General features: G+C 60.2%; 31 protein-coding genes. All 31 read right to left on the bottom strand.

Annotated features, from left to right (window positions below; translation table 11 throughout):
• Positions 1 to 8 precede the first annotated feature (8 nt).
• Positions 9 to 857 carry a sigma factor gene (locus LHJ74_RS30925; RefSeq protein WP_260221578.1) on the bottom strand — a complete coding sequence of 283 codons (849 nt, stop codon included), beginning with the start codon at positions 855 to 857 and terminating at the stop codon, positions 9 to 11.
• Positions 858 to 1305: 448 nt separating this feature from the next.
• Entirely contained in the window at positions 1306 to 3297 is a 1992-nt protein-coding gene (locus LHJ74_RS30920) for a DNA polymerase (protein ID WP_260221577.1), read from the bottom strand.
• Positions 3298 to 3299: 2 nt separating this feature from the next.
• Positions 3300 to 5777 carry a phage/plasmid primase, P4 family gene (locus LHJ74_RS30915; RefSeq protein ID WP_260221576.1) on the bottom strand — a complete coding sequence of 826 codons (2478 nt, stop codon included), beginning with the start codon at positions 5775 to 5777 and terminating at the stop codon, positions 3300 to 3302.
• A gap of 93 nt (positions 5778 to 5870) precedes the next feature.
• The gene (locus tag LHJ74_RS30910; protein WP_260221575.1) at positions 5871 to 6245 is read right to left on the bottom strand and encodes a hypothetical protein; all 375 of its coding nucleotides are present in this window, start codon (positions 6243 to 6245) and stop codon (positions 5871 to 5873) included.
• On the bottom strand, positions 6242 to 6406 hold the full coding sequence (locus tag LHJ74_RS30905) for a hypothetical protein (protein WP_260221574.1): 165 nt from the start codon (positions 6404 to 6406) through the stop codon (positions 6242 to 6244). The genes LHJ74_RS30910 and LHJ74_RS30905 overlap by 4 nt, the downstream gene beginning before the upstream one ends.
• 177 nt (positions 6407 to 6583) lie before the next feature.
• On the bottom strand, positions 6584 to 6865 hold the full coding sequence (locus LHJ74_RS30900) for a hypothetical protein (protein WP_260221573.1): 282 nt from the start codon (positions 6863 to 6865) through the stop codon (positions 6584 to 6586).
• Positions 6862 to 7236 (bottom strand): hypothetical protein, encoded by a 375-nt coding sequence (locus LHJ74_RS30895; protein ID WP_260221572.1) that lies wholly within the window; start codon positions 7234 to 7236, stop codon positions 6862 to 6864. The genes LHJ74_RS30900 and LHJ74_RS30895 overlap by 4 nt, the downstream gene beginning before the upstream one ends.
• Before the next feature lie 74 nt (positions 7237 to 7310).
• Positions 7311 to 7799, bottom strand: a complete 489-nt coding sequence (locus LHJ74_RS30890) for a hypothetical protein (protein ID WP_260221571.1) — start codon at positions 7797 to 7799, stop codon at positions 7311 to 7313.
• Positions 7800 to 7807: 8 nt separating this feature from the next.
• Positions 7808 to 8257 (bottom strand): hypothetical protein, encoded by a 450-nt coding sequence (locus LHJ74_RS30885; RefSeq protein ID WP_260221570.1) that lies wholly within the window; start codon positions 8255 to 8257, stop codon positions 7808 to 7810.
• Between the two features lie 102 nt (positions 8258 to 8359).
• Positions 8360 to 8596, bottom strand: a complete 237-nt coding sequence (locus tag LHJ74_RS30880; protein ID WP_260221569.1) for a hypothetical protein — start codon at positions 8594 to 8596, stop codon at positions 8360 to 8362.
• Positions 8593 to 8778: a hypothetical protein gene (locus tag LHJ74_RS30875; RefSeq protein WP_260221568.1), complete on the bottom strand. Its 186-nt coding sequence runs from the start codon at positions 8776 to 8778 to the stop codon at positions 8593 to 8595. The genes LHJ74_RS30880 and LHJ74_RS30875 overlap by 4 nt, the downstream gene beginning before the upstream one ends.
• Before the next feature lie 8 nt (positions 8779 to 8786).
• The gene (locus LHJ74_RS30870; RefSeq protein ID WP_260221567.1) at positions 8787 to 9053 is read right to left on the bottom strand and encodes a hypothetical protein; all 267 of its coding nucleotides are present in this window, start codon (positions 9051 to 9053) and stop codon (positions 8787 to 8789) included.
• A 426-nt stretch (positions 9054 to 9479) separates the two neighbouring features.
• Positions 9480 to 10214, bottom strand: coding sequence for a recombination directionality factor (locus LHJ74_RS30865; RefSeq protein ID WP_260221565.1), 735 nt, complete (start codon positions 10212 to 10214; stop codon positions 9480 to 9482).
• 481 nt (positions 10215 to 10695) lie between these two features.
• Positions 10696 to 11178 (bottom strand): hypothetical protein, encoded by a 483-nt coding sequence (locus LHJ74_RS30860; RefSeq protein ID WP_260221564.1) that lies wholly within the window; start codon positions 11176 to 11178, stop codon positions 10696 to 10698.
• Positions 11171 to 11707 (bottom strand): hypothetical protein, encoded by a 537-nt coding sequence (locus LHJ74_RS30855; protein ID WP_260221563.1) that lies wholly within the window; start codon positions 11705 to 11707, stop codon positions 11171 to 11173. The genes LHJ74_RS30860 and LHJ74_RS30855 overlap by 8 nt, the downstream gene beginning before the upstream one ends.
• Positions 11704 to 11889: a hypothetical protein gene (locus LHJ74_RS30850; RefSeq protein WP_260221562.1), complete on the bottom strand. Its 186-nt coding sequence runs from the start codon at positions 11887 to 11889 to the stop codon at positions 11704 to 11706. The genes LHJ74_RS30855 and LHJ74_RS30850 overlap by 4 nt, the downstream gene beginning before the upstream one ends.
• A gap of 103 nt (positions 11890 to 11992) precedes the next feature.
• Positions 11993 to 12181: a hypothetical protein gene (locus LHJ74_RS30845; protein ID WP_260221561.1), complete on the bottom strand. Its 189-nt coding sequence runs from the start codon at positions 12179 to 12181 to the stop codon at positions 11993 to 11995.
• A gap of 74 nt (positions 12182 to 12255) precedes the next feature.
• Entirely contained in the window at positions 12256 to 12642 is a 387-nt protein-coding gene (locus LHJ74_RS30840) for a hypothetical protein (RefSeq protein WP_260221560.1), read from the bottom strand.
• Positions 12643 to 12708: 66 nt separating this feature from the next.
• Positions 12709 to 13092 carry a hypothetical protein gene (locus LHJ74_RS30835; protein ID WP_260221559.1) on the bottom strand — a complete coding sequence of 128 codons (384 nt, stop codon included), beginning with the start codon at positions 13090 to 13092 and terminating at the stop codon, positions 12709 to 12711.
• An 8-nt stretch (positions 13093 to 13100) separates the two neighbouring features.
• Positions 13101 to 13250: a hypothetical protein gene (locus tag LHJ74_RS30830; RefSeq protein ID WP_260221558.1), complete on the bottom strand. Its 150-nt coding sequence runs from the start codon at positions 13248 to 13250 to the stop codon at positions 13101 to 13103.
• A complete protein-coding gene (locus LHJ74_RS30825; protein WP_260221557.1) occupies positions 13250 to 14182 on the bottom strand; it encodes a hypothetical protein in 933 nt (310 codons plus the stop codon). Before LHJ74_RS30825 ends, LHJ74_RS30830 begins: the two co-directional genes overlap by 1 nt.
• Before the next feature lie 258 nt (positions 14183 to 14440).
• Positions 14441 to 15436, bottom strand: a complete 996-nt coding sequence (locus LHJ74_RS30820; protein ID WP_260221556.1) for a hypothetical protein — start codon at positions 15434 to 15436, stop codon at positions 14441 to 14443.
• Between the two features lie 114 nt (positions 15437 to 15550).
• Entirely contained in the window at positions 15551 to 16132 is a 582-nt protein-coding gene (locus LHJ74_RS30815) for a deoxynucleotide monophosphate kinase family protein (RefSeq protein ID WP_260221555.1), read from the bottom strand.
• A 54-nt stretch (positions 16133 to 16186) separates the two neighbouring features.
• Entirely contained in the window at positions 16187 to 16345 is a 159-nt protein-coding gene (locus LHJ74_RS30810; protein WP_260221554.1) for a hypothetical protein, read from the bottom strand.
• Positions 16346 to 16592: 247 nt separating this feature from the next.
• On the bottom strand, positions 16593 to 17525 hold the full coding sequence (locus tag LHJ74_RS30805; RefSeq protein ID WP_260221553.1) for a peptidoglycan recognition protein family protein: 933 nt from the start codon (positions 17523 to 17525) through the stop codon (positions 16593 to 16595).
• A 207-nt stretch (positions 17526 to 17732) separates the two neighbouring features.
• The gene (locus LHJ74_RS30800; RefSeq protein WP_260221552.1) at positions 17733 to 18392 is read right to left on the bottom strand and encodes a DUF2793 domain-containing protein; all 660 of its coding nucleotides are present in this window, start codon (positions 18390 to 18392) and stop codon (positions 17733 to 17735) included.
• On the bottom strand, positions 18392 to 18631 hold the full coding sequence (locus LHJ74_RS30795) for a hypothetical protein (protein ID WP_260221550.1): 240 nt from the start codon (positions 18629 to 18631) through the stop codon (positions 18392 to 18394). The genes LHJ74_RS30800 and LHJ74_RS30795 overlap by 1 nt, the downstream gene beginning before the upstream one ends.
• 11 nt (positions 18632 to 18642) lie before the next feature.
• A complete protein-coding gene (locus LHJ74_RS30790) occupies positions 18643 to 19230 on the bottom strand; it encodes a hypothetical protein (RefSeq protein ID WP_260221545.1) in 588 nt (195 codons plus the stop codon).
• Positions 19230 to 20390, bottom strand: a complete 1161-nt coding sequence (locus LHJ74_RS30785; protein WP_260221543.1) for a DUF5047 domain-containing protein — start codon at positions 20388 to 20390, stop codon at positions 19230 to 19232. Before LHJ74_RS30785 ends, LHJ74_RS30790 begins: the two co-directional genes overlap by 1 nt.
• Positions 20371 to 22233, bottom strand: coding sequence for a hypothetical protein (locus tag LHJ74_RS30780; protein ID WP_260221542.1), 1863 nt, complete (start codon positions 22231 to 22233; stop codon positions 20371 to 20373). The genes LHJ74_RS30785 and LHJ74_RS30780 overlap by 20 nt, the downstream gene beginning before the upstream one ends.
• A gap of 6 nt (positions 22234 to 22239) precedes the next feature.
• Positions 22240 to 24948 carry a phage tail protein gene (locus tag LHJ74_RS30775; RefSeq protein ID WP_260221541.1) on the bottom strand — a complete coding sequence of 903 codons (2709 nt, stop codon included), beginning with the start codon at positions 24946 to 24948 and terminating at the stop codon, positions 22240 to 22242.
• Positions 24949 to 25324 lie beyond the last annotated feature (376 nt).

Genomic DNA, 25324 nt, shown 5'->3' with positions numbered 1-25324 from the left:
CAGGACCACTACGACCACTCGCCGTAGGTGGCAATCCACTTGGCCGCGAAGTTCGACTTGGCCTTGCTGCGGTTGACCTTGATCTGCTTGCGCACAAGCCCGTGGTCTTCGGCCAGTGCGTCATCGTTCTCGGTGCCGTAGTAGGCCACGGGCTCAATGCCGGTCAGAGCCTGGAGGATGAGCCTCTGCGTGGCGGACAGCATGGACAGCACGCTGTGGACCTTAGGCACGGTCTCACGCCGCTCACGGGCGTTCTGCGCTGCTGTGATGTCGGCGGGTTCGATCAAGTCTTCGGGTATACCAATTTCAGACACAAGGACCGGTCCGATTTTTGGCTCGCGCATGTCTCCAACGGTCGTGTCTGCTTGATTCGGCAGTGGTGCGTCCAGGTAGAAGACCCCCTGGTAAGCCATGCGGGCAGCTAGCGCCAGCTCGGTGGACAGTCCGTGCTTGCCCATTACGTCGGGGTCACTGGCGAGCATCTGTGCCAAGTAGACATCCCCGTTGGCTGCACGCAGTGCGCGCTCAAACCGGTTGGCTGTGTCACGGGACACCAGAGAGTCACCGGCCTGCCGGGACATACCTACCGCACCCTTGATGACCCCTTCAGCGAAGGATGCGAACTGCCCTTCAGTGGTGCCCTCGAAGCGGTCGAGGGCCTGCCACAGCTTGAGCCGCGCGTCTTGCTCCAGGTCCTCGATCACGTCGTAGTTGGTGGTCCCGCCGACTGTCGCGGCGTTGTACGCGTGCCAGTGAATGCGGGGTCCGAACGCATCTATGAGGCGTCCAGCTGCGGACGTACCTTCAAGGCCACCGGCCTGGGCGGTCTGGACGTCAGTGATCGCGAAATCAGTCACGGTGTCTCCTAGTAGCTGCGTTGTCTGAGGCAGGGGAGCGCAAGGGTTTCCAGCGCTGTGAGCTACCGGGAGTGGTCAAGGCACAGCGGTGCCGACCAGAGGGGGTCTCCGTGGGGGAGGTAGTTCGGTTCCACTCCGGGAGGTGCACTCAACCGGAGCGGGAGACAGAGCGTGCGCCCGTGGATTCGATGGCGCAACTGTTCAATCGGGGGTGATTCGTAAACCCCGCATGCGTGACAACGCATGCCTATGCAATGGTGGGTGACGCTGAGGTCACGGAGGTGTGAGGAAGGTGTGCGCGGCCCGGTACGGGCGGGGGTTGTACACCGTTACCGGAACGTGACCTAGATGCATAGGTGAGCGCACACTTACGTAAGTACCTTGATTCGTGTGACCCACATCACAGGAAAGAGGGTACTTACGTAAGTGCGTCCAGTGCTAGAGACCCTTACGCGGCTGCCCGTGCGTGTGCCACATCGGGATTCGCGGCGTAGAACTCATCCTGCGCCACGGCCAACTCGGGGATGAGCTGGTCGTGTTCGTCCTTCATGTACAGACTGCCCCAGCTCCGCCCCCCAATCTCGGGGGTGGCTGTGATCGGAACACCCTTCAGCGTGAAGTTCATGTGCTTGGCGATCTCCCGTCCGACATCTTCGGCATTCTCCGGGGGAGCTGAGGCCAGAACCTCATCGTGGACGGCTAGGCGTAGGTACGGTGTCAGACCGTCCTCGTCCATGCGGACGAGCGCCATGCCCAGGCAGTCGCGAGCCGTGGACTGTACGGCATAGTTCGTGCCCGCGTACATGCGGTCCCGGTCCATCGGGAGGACTCGACCGGTAATGGTGCGAACCGCTAGATTGCCCCCGCGTGACTGTTTCTCGCCGTAGGCTTCCCGGATCAACCTTCTCCCGTATTCCTTGACCTCCGGGTAAGCTCGATTGAACTGAGAGAAGAACCGTTCGCACACCGCGCGAGACGCACCAGTCTGTGACATGAGCTTCTCTATGCCACCTCCGTATACTTTGAGGAAGTTGCCCGATTTGCCAATCTTGTATTGAGACTTGGTGAAACCCTCGCCGAACACGAGTCTCGACGTGGTGTTGTGCAACTTCTCCTTCCGGAGGATGGCTGCCTTCATCTCTCTCACGTCAGCCAGGGCAGCCAAAACGTTCAGCTCAACTGAATCGAAGTCGACGGAGATTGCGACGTGTCCGGGGTCCATGAGCAGACACCGACGGATAGACCACTCTCCAGCGGGGAGAGTCTGGACTGCCGGGTTGGTGACAGACATCCGGCCCGTGCGTGCCTCCATGGTCCGGATGTTGGGGTGAATGGCGCCACGGCAGTCTACGTCTGCGAGGAAGTGATCGGCATACGCGGTCTTCCATTTCCCCGCACGCTTCGCCTTGATGACTGCGGCAGCGAGAGGGTTGGGTTTCCTGGATTCCAGGGGCTCACCCGTACGCGGGTTGATGTCTGCGAACCGGGACAGCACAAGCTTGCTGACGGCTAGCTGTCCTCCGTCAGTCAGGTCGTTTGGGTTGGACCGGTCCCATTCCTCCCGCATGTCCTGTAGGGCCGCAATGAGTTGAGCCGTGGAATTGATGTTGTCCACGCCGTACCGGGCGCAGATGGCGCTGTGCTTCTCCGATTCCTCACCGAGACGCTGCGAAAGGGCAGACGTGTACGGCTTGTCAACCAGCAGACCGGGAATCGTCAGGCTGCCGCAGATGCGCGCGAGATTGTGTTCGTAGCCTGGCAGTTTGGTGGAGGTCCCGTTTCGGCTTACCCCCCGCTGTAGGTGTGGGAAAAGACGACTCGTGAGGATGACGTCAAGGTGCGCGTATTCCTGGTACACCGGGTGAAACAGCGGAACGTGTCGCCAACCGGTTTGGTTCTTCTTCGTGTGCCCGCACTTCAGCGATCGGAACACCGCCTCCAACCCGCCCTGTGTGTCCGGGGCGGAAGGGTCTATGAAGTGAGCGGACAGAGGTTTAAGCCTGCCACCCGTCCCTCCCTCTTCTACCCCCCGTGGGTCCCAGAGTTTGGACCAAAGCCATGTATCCTGCGCCTTGTCACAGAGCATCTTGTAATCGAGGGCGAATGTCTTATGCAGGGCGAGTGCATCAAACCCGTGCCAGTTGTGACCGAGTAGACGAGGCAGTGTCTCAAGTGCCCATTTGGTGGCTTCCTGGAACGGCTTCCCCAACTCAATGGGCACGGTGAAGGATTCATCCACCGTGCCGAACTGCGCGAGACGGACGTACCCGGGCTCACCGTTGAGGACCTTCAAGCCGCGACCCTCTGTGTCTACAGCTACTCGGTCACCGTGCTCCGCGCGTCGCTTGATCCAAGAGAAGAACGGCACGAGGTCTTCCGTTGTCTCAATCGTCCAGCCTCGCCATGGGAGACCCGCCAGCGTTCCGCCGTAGTCACGCACGCTCATCCTTCCTTGAACATGTCCGGTGTACCGTCATCCTCAACGGGGTCGGAGTCGGAGGAAACGAGCGGAGTTTTGCGGATACCGAATAGGCGGATACCGTCAGCGGTCTTTCGCCTACCTGCGCCCATGTCCTCGATATGTCTATAGAGTGTGTTGCGGCGCCACTGGTCTTTGAGGGGTAGTCCTTCTGCCTCGCACCAGTCCTTGTAGTCTAGATACAGGTCGGCACCCTTGACGCTATCCCGGCTGCCCTTGTCGATCTCGTACAGACCGGGCACGAACCCGTCCAAGGGATTGGACGTCTCCCGGTAGTCCTGCGTTGCAGACACGATCTCCGTGGGATCCTTCAACCCCCCGGCAAACCAGTCCACCGCCCCACGTACTGCCCATGCTGCAATACCGTGGCGTTCCTCCCACAGCTTCGCCTGTAGGCCATGGTCACGCTCAGAGGGAGCGAAGAACCTCTTGAACGGGATCAGCTTCACCCGCCTCCACAGCCCGTCATCCTGCCCTTTGAATTGCGGCTTATGGTTGGTGGCCATGAGTACCAGGAACCGGGGAGTGAAAGTGAAATACTCCTGCCGCATGAACCGAGCGGTCATGTTCTTGTCCCCGGTGGCTTTCTTGATAACACCCTCGGACATCGGCTTTCCGCTCTCACCCTCAGACGCTGTGACGAGTCGTGCGTCACGAAGTGCAGCCAGGTCGTTGGGGATTCCGCCGGACGACTTCTCTTCGAAAGTGGACAAAGGGGTGTCCCTGGTTATAGCCTTGAAAACGTCTGCAAGTACGTCGCACAGCACTGACTTGCCGTTAGCCCCTTTACCGAAAAGCACGGCGAAACACTGCTCATCCACGCTACCCGTGATGCCGTACCCAATGAGCCGCTGGAGGTAGGGAGGCATGTCCGGCATGCCGGGGAAAATCTGAGTCAGGAACTCCTCAAATCTCGGGCACGTAGCGGAAGGGTTGTAGTCCAAATCGACACTTGCTGTGATCATGTCCTCTTTGGAATGCGGCCGGAGCGCGCCTGTTCGGAGGTTCACCACACCATTCCGGAATGACAACAGCTCCGCGTGACTGTCGAACTGATCCGCATCCACGTACACACTCGGTACGGACATCAACTCTTTGATCATTGCGTCAATACGCACGGTGTACGCAAATCCACGGGATGCTGTGGACTGTCCATCCATCATGAGGGCAGCACCCATGCGGTGAATCTCCTGCCGCATCCGTGCATTGCTTGGGTTCCAGGTGCGTCCGTCCCACACGTGGAAACCAAGTCCCTCGGCATACCGAATGCGTCCCTCGGTCCACGCTACCAGCGCATGCGCATTGGCTGTGTCAGATGCCTCCCCACGGTCATTGGAACCGTACCGGGCCGCGCACTCGGTGATGACCCGGAATGCCTCCCGCCCTTGTTCCTTCGTGACGGTATCCACACCAGTCCGCTTGTCCAGATCATCGGTGGTCGTACGCAATTCCGTTCCGGTCAAGATCTCCTCCTCCTTGGGGATGAGCACACGAGCACCAAGTACTGCGGAGACAAGAGAATCGGAGAACGCATCTGGGTCTGACTCCCGCCATTTAGTGAGGTCAGTCTTAGGGCCCAGATCAGGGATTCGGATTTCACGCACTTGGATCCCATGCGCTGCCATGCCCTTGGCTATGGCATCGTTGAACTTCTGACCGGCAGTGTCGTTGTCTCCAGCCACATAGACGGCACGTCCCTGGAGGCTGTCGGCAAGCTCAGCGATGAGACCCTGTGTGCCTGCCAGAGCGGCGCCACGGATGCCGATGGAGTCATAACCTGCCGCCACTGCCGTAAGGGGGTCAGACATGCCCTCACAGATGATGACGGACCGCATGGTGTCTCCGGTGAGGAAGACTCCGTACTGCCCCCAACGGTGCCCGTCTGGATTCCTCAGGCCGACCCATCGGGCGGGACACTGTCCACCAATGTCCCGACCTTGTACACCGTGTGGGATTCCGTCGCACCCCCGCAGAGGGACCACGAGACGTGGGTTCCTGGTGTACGCGGCGGGGGTGTGTGCAAATCCGTCTCCTGGGTCGTAGCCGAGTTCCAGGGACTCAGCGAGAGCGAGGCTGACCCCGAACCGTTCTTTGGCGTACTCGGCAGCCGGGGAGCCGCTCACGTACGCGCGCGACGCCTTGTAGAGGTACCGAGACAGCTCAGCGAGATGACTGTCGCCGACCATCGTCGGCCGCTCGGTGGGGACCCTGGGTCCCTCTCCGGTGACAGAGAACATGTCCGGCCACCTCAGACCGGCAGACTTCACGACGTCGCCGCTGTCGCATCCCGCGCGGCAGACAACGCGCATCTTGGCGTTGTCTCCGCGCCAAAGACGCAATGACGGACGGCTGTCAGTGTGGGCAGGGCAGATAGCCAGGTACCCGCCGTCTCCCTCTTCGGTCACCGACTCGAACCGGTCGAGGATTTCTTGCAGTTGCACGGTGTCTCCTTCCGTCTGATGTTCGGGAGTGCAAGGGTTTCCAGCACAAACGGCCACCCTCATAGCGGGGGTGGCCGTTTGGTGGGAAGTTATTCAGGGTCGGCGGAGCGACTCCAGAACACGAGCAAATGTGCGGAGATCCATGCAGACGTAAGAGTCGGCTATGTTGGCGCCTCGCTTCTTGACTACGGCTGCCCCGTATTCAGTCCCGGCGTTAAGTGCTTCCTGATTGGCCTGCCGAATGTAACTGGGGATGCTGTGACGGGCTTCGTCTTTGGCCTCAAGGATGAACGGGTAAGCCCAGATGTCGCCGACGTCTTTTCGACCAGTCTGAGCCTGACGCTTGATGTTCCGGGAATCAATAGGCCATTTGAACCGGCCGTCCTCGGTGATACGGCCAAGCTTCTTGTTGAGGTAGTTGACTACCGCCGTTTCGTGGCGAGTGCCTTTGTCCTTGTTGGCGCTCACCTCTTGTACTTCCGCAGCTCCCGGCGGAAGTCGGCATTGGCCTTTTCCTGCCGCACCGCGCGGACAAGCCCCATAACCAGGGCGATCACGAACACGAGCATTACCAGAATGGCGCTCACTGCCGCGACCATCTGCATGAGGCCCCACAGGCTGTCAGTCATCTCTCTCCTTCCACATAACGTTGACTCCGTGCGACACAGCAGCGGAGATTGCATCTACATACCGTGGCCAGTCCTTACGCCTGCGCGCGTCAGCTCTGATCACGATGAGGCTGCCAGCGGGTAGCATGCGGATTTCACCCATGGTCATAGACACGGAGCTACTGACAAGCACAGTCCTCACAGGAACCCCAGTTCCTCACCAGTCGCCACCCGCCGGACGTGAACAGCAGCGACGTGGACCACACGCATACTGCCGCGCGCCACCCAACCCGATTCCTGCCCCGTGGGTGCGAGACGCAGCATGGGGTAAATGCGTCCGCCCAGCTTGCGTGTGTAGGTCTTAATGACTACCGCGTCTGCCATGCGGACGGTGTTACCGCGCCGTGCGGCGTAGGTGACAACGTCGTCCTTGCGGATCTCGTCTCCCGCGTAGTCGCAGATAGTGCCTCGCTTACTCATGCGACCCGCTCCCAACCCTTGTCGTCGCCCTCAGCCGGGATCAACCACGCATTCGCTTCCCGGTCCTCCGCCCAAATGTCACCATCGCTATCCGGAGTACCCGTGGTCACGGTGAGGATGTCACCGGCAGCACCGTGCGCCTTGTCGGCTGTGATGCGGATTCGGTCGCCCTTCTTCAGCGGCTCTGGTGTCGCCAGTGAGAGCGCACGGCGGATTGCGTGCATTGTCGTGTACTCGGGTGAGTACTCACCGATGAGTCCCGAGTACTCCTCCTTGATGCCCGCTACTTCCTCTTCCGTCAGCGTCAGCGTGTAAGTAGTGATTTCCTTCGTTACCGTCTCGGTCGTCGTGTGCTTTGATGCGGTAGCCATGCTGTCTCCTGCCGTAGGCGTAGCTCCTACCCCCTATGGCCCGGACCCGCGTCAGCGAATCCGGGCGAAGAGGGTTAGAGCTTTGCAGTAGGTCCGAAATCGCTGTGGAATTCCTCGGCCGGTACGTTCTGGTAGTTACAGGTGTCGACTCCGCTTACGCAAGCAACCATGCTGAATGTGCCGTCCGGGTTTTCCTTCCAGGTGTCGCCGTCGTTATCCCGATACAGCACCAGGGTTGTGGCCTGTACGGCGTCTGCGGCAGCGAGAACGGCGTCAGCATATTCCAGGTACGTAGTCTGGACGCAATCCGCCAGTTCATCCCACGGGGACGTATTATTGTTCACGTGGTAGAACGCATGCAGGGCCTTAGCGCCTGCCACTCGGCGGGAATCGGGCTCAGGAACGGCGGTCACCTTCTCCGCTGCTGCCCTGTAGTGGTGTGCCATTCCGGGCACTGCAAGGAGGTATTCCGGTCCGCTGTGTGGCCTGGAGAAGGGACCGTACTTCACCTCGTACTCCTCGTCGTACCACATCACGCGGTCACCAGGCTTGAAATCTGTCATGCCTCTCCCTACACCTTGGTGAGGGGTCCGTGAAGCTCGTGTACACTCGCCGCTTCGAACCCCTGATAGTTGCGCAGATCCAGCACGCCATCCACGCTGCGCACCATGCTCAGCGTGCCGTCTGAGTTCTCCCGCCAGATGTCGCCGTCGTTGTCGCGATACTCAACCGCCAGGGCATCGAGGGCAGCGAGCACGGCGTCAGCTTCCTCCAGTGCACCTTCCCAGTCATGCGCGGTCACATCAGCCTTAGTAACCCCGTGGTACTGCGCTAGGGCCATTCGAACTGCCTCCCGACGCGGGTCGGCGGGTGGAACCATCGTCAGCCGCTCCGTGAACGCCACCTTGTATCCCCCGCTCGGATTGGTCAGCAGAACAGCGGGCGCCGGGGGAGCTGTGACGGTCCATTCTTCTGTGCCGTTCCGGGTGCGCACCTTGTCGCCGGTATTGAACTCCGTCATGCGTCTCTCCTCAGTAGGGCATGGGCTTTCCGCCCGGAGTGCGGGTGTCGGGCGGTGGCTTCTGCGGCCTGGTCTGCTTCGGCTTCTGGATTTGGCGGGGGCTCATTCAGCGGCCATTCGGCGAAGCTCCTCGGTCATCTGCCTGCCGACGTATGGCTTGAATATCGATGCCAGCGGATTGGGGTCCGGGGATCTCGCGTCCAACACGTCAGCCGCCTCCCGGAGGATCTCATCTCGGTAGGCGTCCAGCATTGCGTTTGCGCTCTCAGCCTCACCCGGTGCGTACTGTGTGGCGTACGTGGGGGTCATGGCTTCGAACAGCTCATCGCGTGCGCTCATTCGGCCTCCCCATCGTCGTAGTCACGCACCGAGACAACTCCGTCCATACCCGTACTGAAGTCTTGGTGCATACACCCGTAGGTGAGGCTGGCCTGCACCCAACGTTCGGGCCTAGGGTCGTCCTCCCACATATCCAGCGGGACCAGCATGGCGGCCGTGAATTCGATCTCCTTGTATCGCATGCGTGCTCCTAGCCAGCGTTGAAAGATGCGAGAATGACGCCGGGCTCGCCGTCCTGCGGAATGAGCTTCACGTCAGCGTTACTGTCATCCCTGTGGAACCCCCGGTACGCCATATCTACAAATGAATACGACACGCTGTTCACCGTGTAGGTGTCCTCGGTCTCAACAGCGCAGACGATCGCCAGAGCAGCGGATGCGTTCTCGGCGCGTACCACCACTGCGTCATATTCGTAGTAGTCGACGTGATCCGTGCGGCTCACCAGGTACAAGTGCATGATCTCCCCTTACGTAGCTCCTACCGCCTATGGCCCGGACCCGCGTCAGCGAATCCGGGCGGTAAGGTCAGCGGAAAGTCACGGAGGGATCCGCATCGCAATCACTGTCAGGGGTTATTGACACGCGAAGCTCCATTTGAGAACACCCGCAGCAGTCGTTGTCTATGTACACCGCGTGCCCGTCCGCGTCAGCAGACTGGATGAGCACCGACAGCGCGTCTGCGTACTCCTGTGCGGTCATGCCACGCTCCTAGCTGTATTCGGGGTCAGGGGCGTTGTCGTCGCCGTCGTCGTATTTGCCAGGGAACCTACGTCTGCGCTCAGACTGGACTGCCTTACGCACCTCCGGCGGGAACTCCCAGAGGGGAGAGCGGATCTCATCGTCTGTAGCAGCCCTCATGAGCCCCGACCAGTTGACCGTGCTCATTAGCGGTTTTCGGCTACGGCCGAAGAGTAGGTACCCTTGGCGGACAGAACCGCGCGGTAGCCCTCACGCAGCTGGCCTGTGTCCGTGGTGAAAGAGTAGAACTCCTTCAGGAACTCAACGAGAATCGGTTCCCCGGCCCTCTTAGCGGCATTGCGGATCTTCGTAGCGGTGGCGGACGCCTTCCAATTGGAAGGCTCCTTTCCGCCGTTGATGAACTTGCCCTTGCCGAGATCATCACCCTTGCCAGCCAGGGTGAATTCATACTCGGTGAACGGCGCACCGCCCTTGCCGGAAGAAGCACGCGCCCGCAGCTCCTCCGGAGTGAACCGCTCACAACCACACGGCTGACCCTCGTCCTCATCACGTGAGGTATAAACGCGCCCGTCGCACTTGTGGGCGGGACCGTGGGGGCCCCAGAGAATCAGATTGGAGTCAATGTCAGAGGGAGAGTGAACAACCGCCTCGATCGTCGGTGCCTCAGAGATGAGGTGAAGCCCCGTCTTCTTCGTGGTCGTGAACTCCTCGGGGGTACCGCCGTACAACTCCGCAAGAGCGGAAAGGGTGTCCCGGTCTTCGGACACAAACCGCCAAGTGGGAAGTGATGTCGGCTTGTCAATCGGCTTGCCGTTCTTGTCCTCCCCAATGGTGAGCATGCCAGGGTTGAGGGTGAAACGATGGGGCTCGTACTTGCTGGCGTTCTCCGCCTCTTCAGCCTCGAAGATGCTATCGAGCATGTGTGTCTCCCCTTGTCGTCGTCTGCGGCGCGTTGTCCGCTTGCTCTGACTACGAGGGAGCGCAGAGGTTTCCAGGGGCGCCGAGACAGCAGAAACCCCCCGCAGCGGGATGCTGTGGGGGGTTTCTAGGCGTTACGGCATTGCCCGGTTCTGGGTGGCACGTAGATCGCCGTACATCACTCGGACTCCTCCGCCGCACGCCTCAGCCGGACCGCCAGGTTGAACGTGTGCCGGTCCAGCATGTCCCATGTGGGATTCAGGCCAGCACCGCCCGTGCTGTCTCGGGATTCCTTGATGATGGCCAATGCGGCGTCCCGGATAGCGGCAGCCCACACTGTTCGGGTGTAGGCGTCAAATGCTTCCGCTGTCTCCCATGGAGATGTTCGGAAGGTGTCCCACATGAACCTGTCTAGATCGTGTCGGGCGCTCACGACTGCTGCCCGGTACATGTGGGTGTCCCCTTGGTCCGTAGGGCATCCCATCAGAGGTTCTCTCCCTCTGCCATCTGCCGCTGACGCGACGTCAGCTCAGTACGGATAGTGGCCATACGCCTCTGTGCCTCCTCCACTTCCGCAATGCGGTTCTCTGCGGCGTCTGCCATTGCGAGCGCGCGTCGCTCCCACATTTCGCAGTCGCTGCGGAGACGGGCGATCTCCGCCGTCACGTCTCGGTACGTCTCAACCGATGACCGATACCGCCCCTTCCAGACGTCCAGCTCTGCGCGCAGACGGGTAGCCTCTTCGTAGAACTCCTTGCGGAGATCTAGAATCTCTTCCCGGTACGCGGACACGGCGTCCCCGTACACCTGTGCGTCGTCGGCTCGCTCTTCGTCTGCTACGGCAATGGCAGCATCGGCGCGGGCGTACTCCGCGCGCTTCTCGTCTTCCGTGAGCATGAACCACAAAACTCCGTCAGGCTCAATGATCGCTGCCGCATATCGCTCTCGCCGTTCGTCGTCAAACATTGGTGTCTCCGTACAGCACGTTGAAGATCGAGTTGGCTAGATCATCCACTCCCCTATGTTCGTAGCGTTCCTCCAGCACTGCGCGGACGCGATCGAGGGTCGTTTCAAGCTGTGCGATGTGCTCCCGTGCCAGGTATGCATCATTCCGGCGACCCATCCTCACCTGGTCCAAGTCAACCCGAAGCCGCGCGTTTTCCTCTGCGATCTCGTCCAGCTCGGCGCGGAGTCTGGTGTTCTCTTCTGAAGCGTCCGCCCACTTTTCGACAATGCGGGCGGAGTCCTGAATGATCTGCCGCTTCTCAGCGTCAGCGACGGCAATGGCAGCGTCAGCGCACTTGTCCAGGTCGCCTACCGCTATGTAGACGTTCTCCCGGATCGCTGCCGCGTATCGCTCCCGGCGTTCGTCGGCCGCATGGTCTACGGGACATGGGTACGCATCGCAGTCACACAGCTCCGACTCACACGCGGTCTCCCCGCACGTGCACCGCATCGCGTCCGCGTACCGATCGCGACGTTCGTTGTCAGTCATCGATTGCCGCCCTTTCGGCGCCGCTTGATCTCCAGATAGACCCGCGTGTACAGCGCGCCGAAAGCCTCGATCTTCGCCGAGTCGTATCGGTGCTCGCTCTCCAATTGCCCGTGCCGGTCCCTGTCCGCCCACTCATCAAGCATGTCGTCAAGGATGTCGAGTTCAATGTCTGAGAGGTCCATCAGAACTCCATTCCGCAAGACGTGCAGTAAGTGACCGTTCGGGTGTTCCCGCTGGAATCCGTGTGCTGATGCGTGGCGATGTTGTGTGCTCCGTCGGGGCACATCACAACCACCGGAGGTCAGCGATGTCGATGGCGTCAGCGACGAGATCAACCACTTCGCTGCGACCCATGTACACGGTGGCGATGGTGTCGCCCTTAGCGGTGCGGAGTACCAATTCGTACTCGACTCCGTGATTGAAGATTTCGACCGTGGAGCCGTCGTACGTGGAGATGCTACGGGGAAGGGCCATGATGACTCCCTGGATTGGGGGTGTGCTGATACCCCCTAAAGCCCCCGGCGCCGAAGCAACCGGGGGTTCCAGGGTTATGCGTCGGGGGCGTAGGCTTTCTCGGCCGCATTCAGGGCTTCAGCCCAGGGATAACCGCTGTCTTGCCATGTCTGCGCCATCTCCAGCGCTGAGCGCACATACTCGTCAGCGTCAGTGAGGCGGTACAGCACCGTTGTGGCGGGCGCCCCCTCATGCAGCTTCAGGGTGTCCAGCGGAATACCCATGTGGTGCAGCACGTGACCAACTACGCAACCGGGACGCACATTGCTGCCGTCCGGGTCGGTGTGGACGTAGTGGCACTTGGTGTCTACATCCTTGACATGCGGAGGTACCTCCGGCGGAGCCTTGTAGATGTACCCCGGATTCTCCGCCACAACCTCACGGAGGATGTCCATGACCTCTTCGTCAACGACCTTCAGCATGCTCTCTCCTCTATCCGGTGATACCCCCTAAAGCCCCCGGCGCCGAAGCAACCGGGGGTTCCAGGGTTATTCGAGGCCGCATGCCTTCTCTGCTGCGTGCAGCGCTTGGGCCCAAGTGGCGCCCGCATCCTGCCGAGTCTGTGCTACGTCCAGCGCTTCGCGGGTGTACTTGTCAGCGTCAGTGAACTCCTGCATTAGTGAGAGCGCGTCCACACCCTCCCACCTCTTGAGAGTGTCCAGCGGAATTCCTAGCCGGTACATCACGTGACCCGCAACGCAGCCGGGCCGAGGGTTGCTCCCGTCTGCGTCGGTGTGGACGTAGAGGCAGCTCATTTGACGGTCCGCCACGTGAGGCGGATCGACCGGAGGGGCCCGGTAGATGTAGTCCGGATTCTCCGCTACGACCTCCCGAAGGATATCCATGACCTCTTCGTCAACGACATTCAGCATGGTGACCCTCACTCTCCGAGAAGGAATTTAGCCAGATCGAGCACTTCGTCAATGCTCGGAGTGCCGTGCCAATCCTTGCTGCGCACGCGGGCGTAGGCGATATCAAAGACTTCAGCGCGATTGGCTACGGCATCGAAAACCGTAGGGTTGTCGTCCACTACGCACGCCGCTCGGTACCCGTGACGCGACGGGAGGACTTGGCAAGAGCCTTGCCGAGAACTTCGTCCTTGAGTCCGGGGATACGGTTGCGGCCATAGCCCTCACCTTCCCAGAGACGAAGCTCAGCGAAGAAGTCGAGACACGTCAGGAAGAAGGCGAAGACTCGATCGTCGGCACGTACTGACCTGAACTCCCACTTCAGTTCCGTGGCGTGCATTACGGCCGCGCCATTGAGTTCAGGCATAGGGTAGGAGGTTCCGTCAGCGGAGATAACCCGGTCAGCGTGCGCGTAGGCTGCGAGCTGAAGAGAGACATCCGGGTAGACCGCCTTGCCGGTTTTCCAGTCGCACATCAGGGTCATTGGGGTGCCCTGTGGGTCAAGCTCGCGGGTGTCAGGGTTGACCTTGATTCGCAGTTGGGCGTCAAAGGATCCGCCGTAGCTGTACGTATCAGACCATGCAATGTCTTCGGCGGAGACAAGTTCTGGTTGGACGTCCTGTAGGAAGTCCTCAAACCCGTCAACTATGCACTCTGTCTCGGCGAGTGCTTCGCTGTCGTCGGCGAGATGCGCGTACTTCGTTCCCTTGACTGCTGCTGCCACGGAGACCCGTGCATCCCCCCGGATGATCTGCTCAAACAGAATGTGAGCGGCGGATCCGATGTCTGAACGCCTACCCGAGTGACGAGGTGCAGCGGCCTTAAGGTAGTCAACGGCTCCCTTGCGGGAAGACGACGACATGCGTGCCACGAAGTCGACACTATCGACGGCGAGTTCGGCAGCCATCTTGGCGTACCAGTCCCGGAGGTAGTTTTTAGGGATGACGTCCAGAACGGAGGTGACGCCAGGTACGGTGACTGCCGTTTTGCCGGTCTCCCGCGCCACATAGTATCGGCTGGATCCGATGTGTTGGGTACGTACGGTGATAGCCATGCGGTGGTGCCCCTTGGGTCGTCGTGTGCTTGCACTCGATGGGGAGCGCAGAGGTTTCCAAGGGGCCGGATGACGCTATGACGATTCGAAGGGGGTTTTGAGGTTAGCTCTAAGGCGTATAGGTGTTATCTGATTTCCTAGTCAAATTCGTCATTCCGTCATAGACACCCTTCCTCGCTGTGGTCCCTGCCCAGACACGACGAAGCGCCCGTCCCTCGTGGTGAGGGACGGGCGCTAGGAGGTACTTACGTAAGGAGGTCAGAGTGCCTTAGGCACAATTTCGCGGATCTGCTTAGCGATCTCGTTGAGTGCCTTGACTACCTCCTCTTTGACCTCATCGCTGGCGCTGGCTACGTCCTCCGGAACCAGAGACTTTACGTCCGCACGCATCCGCTTGATACCTGCCGTTACGCGCTCATCGGGAGTGCCTGCCTCCAGTGCCTTTTCGCGGGGAGCGTCGGGGTCGCGACCCTCAGCCACGGCAGCCTCATACGCCTCCCGTCGCCTCTCCAGTGTCCCCTTGCGCGGGAGTGCCTGCCCTACAGTCTCGTAGTACATCCACACGGCCTCACTGGGGGTGGCTTCCGGGTACTTCTCTTGCACCATCGGAAAGCGCGTGGCGTACTCTTCGGGGTCGTTGTCTAGTCCCCGGATGTAGGTGACCATGACGTCACTCATCCGGTTTTGCACCGCCTTGATCACTGACTTGAGCGCTTCGCGGGAGTCGTAGTCAGGGTGTTTGCCCTCTGCGACTACAAACGGGCGTCCCGCCTCTTCGTACACGTCGCTTACGGCCTTGCGAGTGCGGGGGTCACGAACCAGGAAGTCCGGCACGTCCTTCTGATTGAGTACCCGGAGACGGAGCTTCAGCATCCCCTCTGCCAGTTTCCAGGATGCCTCACTGGCGCTGACATGACTGCGAACACCCTCTGCCATAGCACGTGCCGTCGCGTGCGCGATCTCCTCTACGTCGGGTGAGGCTGAGCGCCAGTCCTCGGACGATAGAGTGGTTGTTCCTTCGTGCACCCTGTCTACGTCGGTGGTCTGCGGTGCGGGCTCGCGGCGGTTTGTAAACACACGTTCCAAATCCAGGGTCCATGCTTTCTGCTCACGCTTAGGCAGTGTGGTGATGAGACTCTCCGTTTCATCTGAGAGGGTGTCTGCCTCTGGTGTCTTCCCCTCTGCCAGCAACGCCCTGACTCGCTCGATGCTGGCTGTGATCTCTTCACGCGCCTTGTCGTACTTGCTGGCCACTGTGTTCCCCTTGGGTGCTTGGTCGGTTGTGAAGGTCAGGTGCACCTTACTACACGATCATGACCCATGTACGCAAACACCCCCCGCAGCCGATAGGCCACGAGGGGTGATAGGTCAGATTCGGCCAAGCAAAGAGTCTACCTGTGAGAAAAGGTGCGGGTAGTGACGGTCGTTGTGAAGAGTGTGTGCGGTTTCTGTGTCGGCAAGCTCCGTTTCGGATACGTGAGCTGCGGAAACTCCCCGCAGACCTGAGTCCGGGCGGACGATACGCACAGTGAGGGCACCATGCCGCTGAAGCTCGTCTACCTCGTTGAGGTAGCGAAGATCCGAGATGACGCACGGCGTGTCGTGAGCTGTGGCGTTGAGCACCTGCGTGAGGACCGGACGAATCCAGATTCGGGGGTCCACGTCACGCATAGATTGGCCGAAACGCTGTAGGTACTGGCGTACCTCCGGATTCGTCTTGGCGTACTCCCAACCATGCCCGCTGACTAGCTCAGCAAGCCGCATGTGGTCAGACCCCCAGTCATCACGCTCATCATCAGGGATGATGATGGGGTCTGTGCGAAGTGCTGCTTCGCGGACCTCATCGGCGAGTGCCAGGTGTGTGTATCCGTATCGGTGCTCCAGGTACCCGGCCACGGTGTCCTTACCGCTGCGTGCCAGTCCGGTGAGTGCAATGTGTGGGTGCTTCATGGGGTCCCCTGTCGCCGTGTGTGCGTTCGGAGACAAGGGGAGCGCAGAGGTTTCCTAGGCGCCCAGTACGGACGCGAGAGCCCTCAGCACGTCGTCGGCGGGGAATCCGGGTACCCACTGCTCAGCGAGGCTGACGACGGCGACGGCGACGGAGGTCACGAGGGCCTTGTGCTCACGCGCGTACGTGAGAGCTGCTCGGATGCGATCTGTCATGTGTGTTCCTAGCGGGTGAGGACTACGGCAGCGGATGCAATGCCGGTCAGCAGTGCGGCGGGTGCGGACCACAGCCAGCGCTCTACGGTGCGGAGACGCGTTTCGTGGTCAGTGATGGACCTATCAGTGTGCTCGGTGGTTGAGGTCAGCGTCTGGACGTCGGTACGGAGTGCCACTAGCTGATCGTAAATCTCTCGTGTGCCGATGGTTACTCCATGTAGATCATCGGGCGGGGGTGTGGATGTCATTACCTACCCCAAACGACGGACTTGAGGCATGCCCACTTGATTTCTACCGGCTTGCTGGAGAAATGCACCATGCGAATGCGGACACCCCTACCGGACGATACGTAGTCGGTGAACGCGAAATGCGGGTAGGTGGCTCCGTCGCTGCCGAAGAACTCGCCAATGGGCCCATCGGACACTGACTTGCCGGTCTTGTGGTCAATCTCAACCGCGCGCATCTGAATCTGTGCGCCGACGTCCATACCCTCAATCTTGAGGCTGCACGTGCCGTCATACAGGGCCGGACCGTGGACAAACTGCGAGCCATCCTTGGCATGGTCGCCACGGTCGTCTGCGTACTCATTGCCGAACTCAATCGCCACCCACTTACCCGGCTCAACGGTGTGCGAATCGGTGCGGGTGAGGCTCACATACTGCGGCATGTCGTTGTCGTCTTCCTTGTCGGGGGTTGTGTCATCTGATCCTGCGCTGTCCTTGAGCCGCTCCGCCACATCAGCCCTAAAGCGATCCATGCTGAACGTGGGGTCGATCTTTCGGCGGGTGCCTTCCTTGTGGCCAATCACCGAGTCAGCGGACCACCCGTGAAACCGGCAGATAGCGGCAGCCCATCTCACCGCTGCGTCATACTGCACAGCCGGATACGGGTCGCGTCCGTCACCCAGGTTCTCAATCTCAATGCCGTAGTAGTGCGCGTTACCGTCGACTGATTCGCTCGCAGACGGTCGCGGGTGTGTCGCCGACTCACTCACCACTGCGTCATGTGCGTTTCGTGCGAAGCTCCCCGCATGGTTGGCACGTCCAGCGCTCAGCATTGACGCAGTGCCGCTCTTGCTGAGATGGGTGTGACACAGCGGGCCCGGCAGGCTCGACGTGCCGTTGTAGCAGAGGCTGAGGGAGTTACGCCCGGCGGTGTGATGGATGACTGCGCCGTTCACACCTCCCCACCGGCCCCTGTGGTTGCGATTGTGCGTTGACCAGCCGGGATACGGCTGTGAGACGCGCACGCCCTCTCGCTTCAGTGCTGACACGAGCTGTGAGGCAGTCATGGGTGTGGCCATGGGTCATCCCTAGGTAGTGAGGCGGTGGTTAGACACCCGCCGTGTGTCATGACACAGCGGGTGTCTCGCGAGGCAGAGGCCGTGTCACAGCGGGCAGACAACGCCGTTCAGGCTGACCCACGGGGGTGAGTCCTTTGTGTCATTGAGACCGACGACCGTGAGTTCTCCATCCGGGTGGATGTCCAGCTTGCACGTAGACGTGGTGGTGTTCTTCGCCGATGTCGCAATGAGAGTCGTACGGAGGTACGCGGGACGCAGCGACGCGGGCATGAGACTTGCGTTGAAACGGCCCCCGCCATGAGACGGATTCGGGAGTTGTCCGCTGTTGTTCTCCGGCGTACCGCCAACATAATCGATGTGCATTCCGCCACGGAACATCAGCGCGTCAGTCCCGCTAAGGTTCACGACCCGGTACTGAACGGGCCCTTGGTAATTGTTGTCTTCAGAATTGACGTCGCTGTAGCCGCTGACAAGCGGGATGTCAGTCCATAGCGACGTACCGACCGAGAAAGCCACCCACGCCGCACCGTCGTAGACCTCAAGGCGGCCGACGTCCTGAATCCAGGTGACCATTCCGGCCTGGGGGTTCGTGAGGACCGCACCACGTACGGATGCGGAGATGAAACGCATGTTGGTCATGGGGACCATGGCGTCAACCAGGTTAGAGAATGCGGACTGCGCGTTAGGCCGGTCGGTGAGAAGCGGGTACGGAATCTGCTGCCCGTAGTTGTCGTTGGCTGGCATTACGGCGCCACCTCCGGGGGAAACACAGACCGCCTGACCTCCATAGCTGCCGTATTCACCGGTAGCACGCCCTTCTCTGTTGCCAGGTCGACCATTGCGGCGTGGACTGCCCTGCCGACATCATCGGCCGTTACCGCACCCCACACTGTGTCGATCAGGACATCCATAAAGACGTAGTTGTCCATCTGATCACCGATGGTGATGCTGTAACGAATCTTGTATCCGTCTTCGTAGTTCATTTGGTGCCTCGCTATCTGAGTGAAAATCTTGCGTCGACAACCAGCCAGGATGCTGCCGCAAGGGGCGGTGCGCCGTGTGTTCTCACAAGCCCGTCCGGCTCAACCACTAGCTGGCAGAAATTGCCGCTACTTCTGCTCACAGTCAGCGCAACTCTCATGGGCGGGGAGCAATCTCCAGAGAGATAGAAGAGCCCCATCTGTCCGCCGCCTACATCCTGTTTGAACTCGACAACCCCTTCCATTTCCACAGCAGACCCGATGCGCCGGTAGCGGGGTTGTCGAAATCCGTTACCGAATGGCTGTTGCCACGACGCCAAAGAGAAGTTGGTCCATTGGGTGGAGTAGGTCCCCATTTGGACCCCTAGACAGACCCAACCGCCAGCGGTGCGGAGTATGGTCACACTGTCGCCTACCTCTACGCCGTACCCGAGTACACGCACGCGCTCGGTTAGTATCTCGTCGTTCCCAGTGTGTACATCGACTGTGAAATCACTGCGTACGGCGATTACGACTGCGGAGCGGGACAGCCTCTTCGCCAGTCCGCTTTTCATTACCGCGTCAACGGCGCTTTCGTTGAGAGAATCGACAAGCTCCTTCATCACCCCTCCCGCCTACCGTCTACGGTCCCAATTTCGGAAACTCCCTCGACTGAGAGAGGTATTGTGACTGCTCGCACGATGTACAACTCTGGAAAATAGAGGTACCCGGTTGAATCGACACCCTCTTGGTACCCGACGCGAATACAGTCCCCAGCGTCCAGCGCAGGGTTAGGTATAGTGGTAAGTGTCGTTGTCCGGTGCGGCATTGAATAGCTACGCAGCAGTTCTCCGGCAGTGTGAATCGCACCTAGCTCCGTGGTGACATCCGTTGTGTACAAGTAGGTACGCTTGCCGAACGGACCGCCGTAGCGGAGAGGGTCATCCGGGTCGTCTATGAGGCGCTGGGCCCAGCTCAATGCGTTGGGGTCATCTGATCCCACGGAGTCCATCTCTACTACTACGCGGTTGAAAACTCCTTCGGCTGAAAGCCCCCGCACGGAGCTAATCAACACCCCGTTGGCACCGGTTGAGACATCCCAGACGTGCGGGCTGTTTCCGGTGTTGGTCTGCGGTATGTCCCGGAGTACAAAGGTCCCCGACGCGTTGCAGAACAATTCTGCCCCCGCAGCCTTCGCAACCTCACACAGTGCGGACCACCTGTCTTCACCTGTGTCCCACTGTGCGAAGAGTAGGCCATACGTACCGTATGTGGACTCATTCACGAACTCGGCGGTCGGGTATGCCTCAACTAGCTGTGCCTCTATGAAGGCAGCCGGTGATGTAGCAAGTCCGGTGTTGGTTGGAAAGTCGAAAGGGGACTGTTTGATGAGGTATTCACGGCCCTGCGCAGTCACGCTGAGGGGCCCGGTGTGCGCGTCTCCCCGGATATCCGTAATGACGAAGAACCCAAGAGGGACCATCTCCACCGTGCCATCCGTGAAACGGATTCCTCGCTGAACGTAGAGTTCCTGTCCCTCTATACCCAACAAGGTGCCGTTCCAATTCGCGTGCGCCGAGTTCCCCCCAGGAAACATCGTGGGATCAGCGATTTCGAGAGACAACGAGCGGCGAATATCGCTTTGCGCGTCCACCGTGACGGTACCTCCGACTATCGGAATGTCAGCGGCAGTCACAGCACCCTCGTGGATCAAATCTACGCGGACTACACAGCCGTGGTCTGTGGTCAGCGCAGCCAGGAACTCAGGCGACGTCGGGTGCATCGTCGTCGTAACCTCCTCCCGTAATACCGACCAGCACGTTGGCCCAGCTACTGAAATCGTTGAGCAGACTTGCCCAGTCGGGCTGTGAGCTATAGAACGGGTCGGCAAGGGTGTCCCAAGTGCGCAACCTGGATCCTTGGAGTCGTCCCTTTGGTCTGCTCACCTCGGAAACGGCGAGTGTCCAAATCCGAGTCTCTTCCCGTCCGTCCGGGCTTACGGGGGATGTAGTAACGTCACCTACGGATAGATGCATCCCGCCTTCTATTCCGTACCCCGGTGCGGCGTGCAGCAAGAGGGACGACCCAGATTTCAGCAGCGCCAACACGGCCTGTTCGTCCGCGTAAGTCCACGTGAGTACTGACAGGGTTCCTACGCGTCCGTCTCGTGGCGCGAATATGATGAGCGGCTCGCTTCGTCCAACAATGGGATGCGAGGCCGACCGGGACGCATACGACCATGCGGGGGGAGACTGCATGACCGCTTTCGTGTTGAGGACCGGCAGGCCGGGCGACTTGAGCCACACGTAACTCGGGTCGGGCAGTGACGGAGCTGTGATCTTATGTGTAGTCGTGTCGTAGTGCTCCTCCGTCGTGTCGGAATAGGTAATAATCCGGTACCGAATCTCTACTCCGGGGGGTGCCTCATAGTCCTCAAACGTCTCCGTCTGACTGGACCAGTGTTCATCCCCGTTGACATCCCCATGCCAGGCCCGCAGCGGGTGCTGTGAGCCGTCCGCGTGGACGCGCCAAATAGTGAGCCGGTCCGTGTCCCGCCAGGGGTATGCAGGGATGGTCAGGATTACTGCCCCGGCATCCTCATCTGTCGAGAGCGTGTACAGCGGAGTAGCCGGGACTACACGCCACCCGTGCATGTAGTAGCCCGTAGCGGTGGACGCCGTGGGGTCGACATCCACTAGCACGCGGACTGACACAGCTCCCTCGGGAGCGAGCACCACCAGCTCTCGAACGGTGTACACCCAGACGTCCGCCGATGTGGAGGTGCCGTAGTCACCCTCACTACTGGACAAGACTTCGCCAGCCTCCCCCAACCACTCCGCACGTACGCGCGCGTTTATTACCGCAAGAGGATCACTGTTCTGCCGAATGACCACACGTGTGCCAAAAGAGTACTCAGTCCCAGGTGTGACCGGCAGCTCTCTGGTTGGCCACACCGTGAGCACGGGCGCAACCCCGTCCGGGATGGCCTTGAGCATCGTAGCGCCGTCAGCGTGCGCCTCATCCGGGACGTACGCGGATTCGTCGCGCACCAGGGTCCCCCCGGCAGCTGACCAAAGGGACTCCGCGCCCGTGGGTTCGCAGTACACCTCACCAAAGGTGAGCATGCTCTGTTCCCATATCTGCGACGATTGCAGGCCGAGATAAGTGCCGTCCATGTACGTTTCGTCGCCCGCTGCACCGTTGGTCACCGAAACGCGTACAAGCGCCTTAGAGGCGCCTATGGGGGCAGTCCCGTACACGGACGCCCGCCGCTGAAGATTGCCGGAAGGCGTGTTCCATATCTGCGAGGCGGGGGTTCCTACCGGAGCCGACACACTGTTCAGCCACACGATTGAGATTGTGACTGTTGCTGCTCGGTCGGCGGGGATGACCCACACTCCGGCGGTGTACTCCTCACCGGGGGATACGGTTGCGGCTTCGGTATCCGCCACGGTATCGGTGGATCCGGTAGAGGTTATGACCCAGATGTAGTCACTGTCACTTCCCCAATAAACGTTTCCCTTGACCGTGTTGAGTAGGCCGCCGTTTACGTCCCACCCAAGGGGTGTCACGATGGGGTACGCGGAATAGTCAGAGAGTAGGTTCCGGCGATAGCTGTACTTCATACCCGCTCACCTCCTTCCCCGCGTAGCGGGTGCGCCAAGACGCTGCACCATGCGCGCGTCTGCCAGTCGGTCTATGTACGCCGAGAACTCCCGTTGTCCGTCTGGAGAAAGGACTATCCGGTCTCCAGGCTGGAGACCGGCAGGGGTGTCAGCGGAGAAGGATCCGACCACAGATGCGGTACCCAGCATTTCGGGAATGTCCATGGTCAGACCGCCGAGCATGCTCTTAAGGTCGGGGACCCTCTTACGGAGCCCGGTGATAAACCCGTCTATGACCAGCTCACCGGCTGGCGTCAGGATGCGCGCGTCAAGGGTTTCCGGGCCTTTCCACGAAGTGAGGTCACCAGTAAGACCGGTAAGGGTGTCCTTGACTCCGCCAATGGCACCCTTGATGCCATCTACGAATCCGCCTATGAGTTTGGATCCTGCGCTGTACAACTTCATGCTCAGGTCGCCAAGGGCCTTTACTGACTTTCCGGGCAACTCAGCGAGCCAGTCAACGGCATCAGATACGCCCGACTTGATGGCTTCGGATACGTCGCTCATACCGCTTGTGGCCTTTTCCCAAAGCCACGTCCCCATTTGACCCATCCACTCCCATGCTTTGGAAGCCATCCAAGCAAGGGATCCAATGATGAGGTCAGACGCCTTCTTTACGATTTTGGTCATGGACTCAAAAACGTCTTTGAAGTATCGGCCGATACCGTTAAGAAGATCCTCGGTCGCCTCAATGGCTCCCTTGAAGTCTCCGGAAAGCAGCGCAACGAGTACTTCAATCGCCGGAATGACCACGTTCATGATGGCGGACGCCATGAGGTCTGCCATGATGTCTGTCAACTTCGTGATTAGCGGCATGAGTGCCTCAATGGCAGGCATTGCAGCTTCAAGTGCCTTCACGAGCAGTTCGCCGAGTGCAGTGATAAGCGGCTCAAGCGCGACCATGAGGACAGCCAGAAGCTCACCTATGGATTGCAGAGCGGGCGCCAGTGCCTCTATGAGCTGAGCAATGACGTCGCCCAGAATCGGCACGAGTGTGGTGAAGGCGTCCAAGATTGGCTGAAGGATCGTAGGCAGTTGCTCCAGCACCGGCATGAGCGCAGCGGAAAGAACCTCGATAAGCTGACCGAAAAGTTCTCCGATTACAACCAGAATCGGACCCAGGGCGGTACCTAGCATCGAGACGATTTGCACGACAATCGGGATGAGCTTCGCCCAGTGCTCCGCCATTGCCTTGACAATGGGTGCCAGTGCCTCACCGATTTGTGCAATCAAGGTGCTTAGTACCGGTGCCAGCGTCTCGAAAGCGGATTGCAGGGGACCGGCGAGAGTGGTCACCAACGTATTGATGAGCGGCATGACTGCCTTGAGTGCCGCGCCGAGTATCTGCCCTACGGCCGTACCGAGTGAGGCCAAAGTCTCGAAAAGTGCCTTGAGGGTCTCTTGGGCTTCCGCCGACCCGGTGACGTCCCGGAGAGTCTGCGCGACAACAGCAAGCACGTTGATGAACCCGGCTCCGGCGGCAGCAGCGGGACCAAAGATATTAGCCAGGGTGGCGCCTAGGTCCTTGGCTACCTCCCAAAGGTGGGAGGCCAAGGAGACAGCGCGATCGATGGACGCCTGTAGGTCGCCATTCTCCAGGCCATTGGTGAGACTGACACTCAGGTTCTCAATGCTCCTGCCGATAGCAGCAGTGATCTTGCCAAATGCTGGCGCGGCGGCTGCGCCGAGTTGCACCAGGCCCTGAACGATCACAGCCGGAAGTCCGGACATGTTACGTAGACCCTCGTTGGCCCCATCAAGTGCTGTGCCTAGTGCGCCCGATTTTGACAAGCCCGTAGCCGTGTTGAGGACTTGCCTGCCCATGAGGTTGAGGGATTCGGCTGATTCGCCTAGTTGCTTCTTGAGTTCAGGGAGAACCTCTTTAGCCGTACTCTTCAGCGTGCTGCCCATTTTGACGAACAGCTTTTCCTGCACGGACTTCTGTAGGTCTTTCCAGGCAGGCGCCAACGCCTTGAGTTCCTTAACGAATTCCTGCGCGTTGGGGGTAAGCTTCTTAAGCTCCTTGGAGCCACCGGAGATCGCTTCACTTACCCCGGTCATACCAATTTTGACAGCAGCCCCCGCTGTAGCCACAGTAAGCAGCGCCGGGGCTGCAAGAGCGGCAGCGGGCCCCAGCTGTGTCAGCGTGGACGCCAGCGAGGCAATCGACGGGATGGACGATGCCATGACCGAGAGCCGACCAAGGGACCCTACGAGCTTGCCTATTCCTCCCGCAGCAGACCCCGATGAATCACCGACAGACGATAGCTGGTTCGTGAGTCCACTCAGGTCGGGGTTGTCGCCGTCAATTCGTACAGGGATGACGATAGGCGGGGTGATGCTGGCCAACTGGGCCCGCAGTCGTGTGATCTCCCCATCAGCAAGGGAAATGCGCACGGGCACCCGTGCTCCGCCGGTGGAAAGCTGCGCGCGGAGGTCCGTTGCGAAGTTGGAAAGATCCGGATCCACGCGGACCTTGACCCGCGCATTCAGGTCCCTAAGCGTGGTGCGGAGGTCAGTTGCGAACCCCGTCATATCCAGCGTGGCCTTGACCTGTACGCGTGACCGCTCTTCAATGCGGTCCAGATACCGTTGCAGGGACCGGGCGAAGTTCTCCGTATTCGGGAGTACCCGGATGCTGATCCGGCCTGCCTCTTGTCCTCCCGGACCAGCCATGGTTACCCCTCTGAAATTCGTATCGGCTGCGCCAGCGGGTGGCTGGACAGATCAAGTTGGCGCCTAGGCTTATCGCCAGACTTGCCGGTCGGAGTCTCTACCGGACGCGGCTTCTTCTCCAGTTTCCCGCCGTTCACGCGTACGTTGTTGGCGTCAGCGAAACGCAGTGCGTTGAGGACTCCCGCAAGGAGATGCGTCTGCACCGTCCAACCCCGGAATGACGGGCCCCCGGCGTACGCGATGGCTAGCGCCGAATCCTCCGGCAGGTGCTCCAGTAGCCCCCATACGCGACGGGGGGACAGTGTGCCTCGCCATACGTCCGCCAAGTTGAGTCCGTACCAGCGCTGGAGATCAGCTAGAAGTGCTGAGCCGTACC

It is taken from the genome of Streptomyces gossypii (assembly GCF_025165795.1).
Taxonomy (GTDB): Bacteria; Actinomycetota; Actinomycetes; order Streptomycetales; family Streptomycetaceae; genus Streptomyces; species Streptomyces gossypii.
This window is presented reverse-complemented; position numbering and strand designations above follow the sequence as displayed.

Excerpts from the sequence above, each read along its gene's own strand:
- LHJ74_RS30905 (WP_260221574.1), bottom strand. The coding sequence starts at position 6,406 with ATGACTGACAGCCTGTGGGGCCTCATGCAGATGGTCGCGGCAGTGAGC.
- LHJ74_RS30900 (WP_260221573.1), bottom strand. The coding sequence starts at position 6,865 with ATGAGTAAGCGAGGCACTATCTGCGACTACGCGGGAGACGAGATCCGC.
- LHJ74_RS30895 (WP_260221572.1), bottom strand. The coding sequence starts at position 7,236 with ATGGCTACCGCATCAAAGCACACGACGACCGAGACGGTAACGAAGGAA.
- LHJ74_RS30890 (WP_260221571.1), bottom strand. The coding sequence starts at position 7,799 with ATGACAGATTTCAAGCCTGGTGACCGCGTGATGTGGTACGACGAGGAG.
- LHJ74_RS30885 (WP_260221570.1), bottom strand. The coding sequence starts at position 8,257 with ATGACGGAGTTCAATACCGGCGACAAGGTGCGCACCCGGAACGGCACA.
- LHJ74_RS30880 (WP_260221569.1), bottom strand. The coding sequence starts at position 8,596 with ATGAGCGCACGCGATGAGCTGTTCGAAGCCATGACCCCCACGTACGCC.
- LHJ74_RS30875 (WP_260221568.1), bottom strand. The coding sequence starts at position 8,778 with ATGCGATACAAGGAGATCGAATTCACGGCCGCCATGCTGGTCCCGCTG.
- LHJ74_RS30870 (WP_260221567.1), bottom strand. The coding sequence starts at position 9,053 with ATGCACTTGTACCTGGTGAGCCGCACGGATCACGTCGACTACTACGAA.
- LHJ74_RS30865 (WP_260221565.1), bottom strand. The coding sequence starts at position 10,214 with ATGCTCGATAGCATCTTCGAGGCTGAAGAGGCGGAGAACGCCAGCAAG.
- LHJ74_RS30860 (WP_260221564.1), bottom strand. The coding sequence starts at position 11,178 with ATGTTTGACGACGAACGGCGAGAGCGATATGCGGCAGCGATCATTGAG.
- LHJ74_RS30855 (WP_260221563.1), bottom strand. The coding sequence starts at position 11,707 with ATGACTGACAACGAACGTCGCGATCGGTACGCGGACGCGATGCGGTGC.
- LHJ74_RS30850 (WP_260221562.1), bottom strand. The coding sequence starts at position 11,889 with ATGGACCTCTCAGACATTGAACTCGACATCCTTGACGACATGCTTGAT.
- LHJ74_RS30845 (WP_260221561.1), bottom strand. The coding sequence starts at position 12,181 with ATGGCCCTTCCCCGTAGCATCTCCACGTACGACGGCTCCACGGTCGAA.
- LHJ74_RS30840 (WP_260221560.1), bottom strand. The coding sequence starts at position 12,642 with ATGCTGAAGGTCGTTGACGAAGAGGTCATGGACATCCTCCGTGAGGTT.
- LHJ74_RS30835 (WP_260221559.1), bottom strand. The coding sequence starts at position 13,092 with ATGCTGAATGTCGTTGACGAAGAGGTCATGGATATCCTTCGGGAGGTC.
- LHJ74_RS30825 (WP_260221557.1), bottom strand. The coding sequence starts at position 14,182 with ATGGCTATCACCGTACGTACCCAACACATCGGATCCAGCCGATACTAT.
- LHJ74_RS30815 (WP_260221555.1), bottom strand. The coding sequence starts at position 16,132 with ATGAAGCACCCACACATTGCACTCACCGGACTGGCACGCAGCGGTAAG.
- LHJ74_RS30810 (WP_260221554.1), bottom strand. The coding sequence starts at position 16,345 with ATGACAGATCGCATCCGAGCAGCTCTCACGTACGCGCGTGAGCACAAG.
- LHJ74_RS30800 (WP_260221552.1), bottom strand. The coding sequence starts at position 18,392 with ATGCCAGCCAACGACAACTACGGGCAGCAGATTCCGTACCCGCTTCTC.
- LHJ74_RS30795 (WP_260221550.1), bottom strand. The coding sequence starts at position 18,631 with ATGAACTACGAAGACGGATACAAGATTCGTTACAGCATCACCATCGGT.
- LHJ74_RS30790 (WP_260221545.1), bottom strand. The coding sequence starts at position 19,230 with ATGAAGGAGCTTGTCGATTCTCTCAACGAAAGCGCCGTTGACGCGGTA.
- LHJ74_RS30785 (WP_260221543.1), bottom strand. The coding sequence starts at position 20,390 with ATGCACCCGACGTCGCCTGAGTTCCTGGCTGCGCTGACCACAGACCAC.
- LHJ74_RS30780 (WP_260221542.1), bottom strand. The coding sequence starts at position 22,233 with ATGAAGTACAGCTATCGCCGGAACCTACTCTCTGACTATTCCGCGTAC.
- LHJ74_RS30775 (WP_260221541.1), bottom strand. The coding sequence starts at position 24,948 with ATGGCTGGTCCGGGAGGACAAGAGGCAGGCCGGATCAGCATCCGGGTA.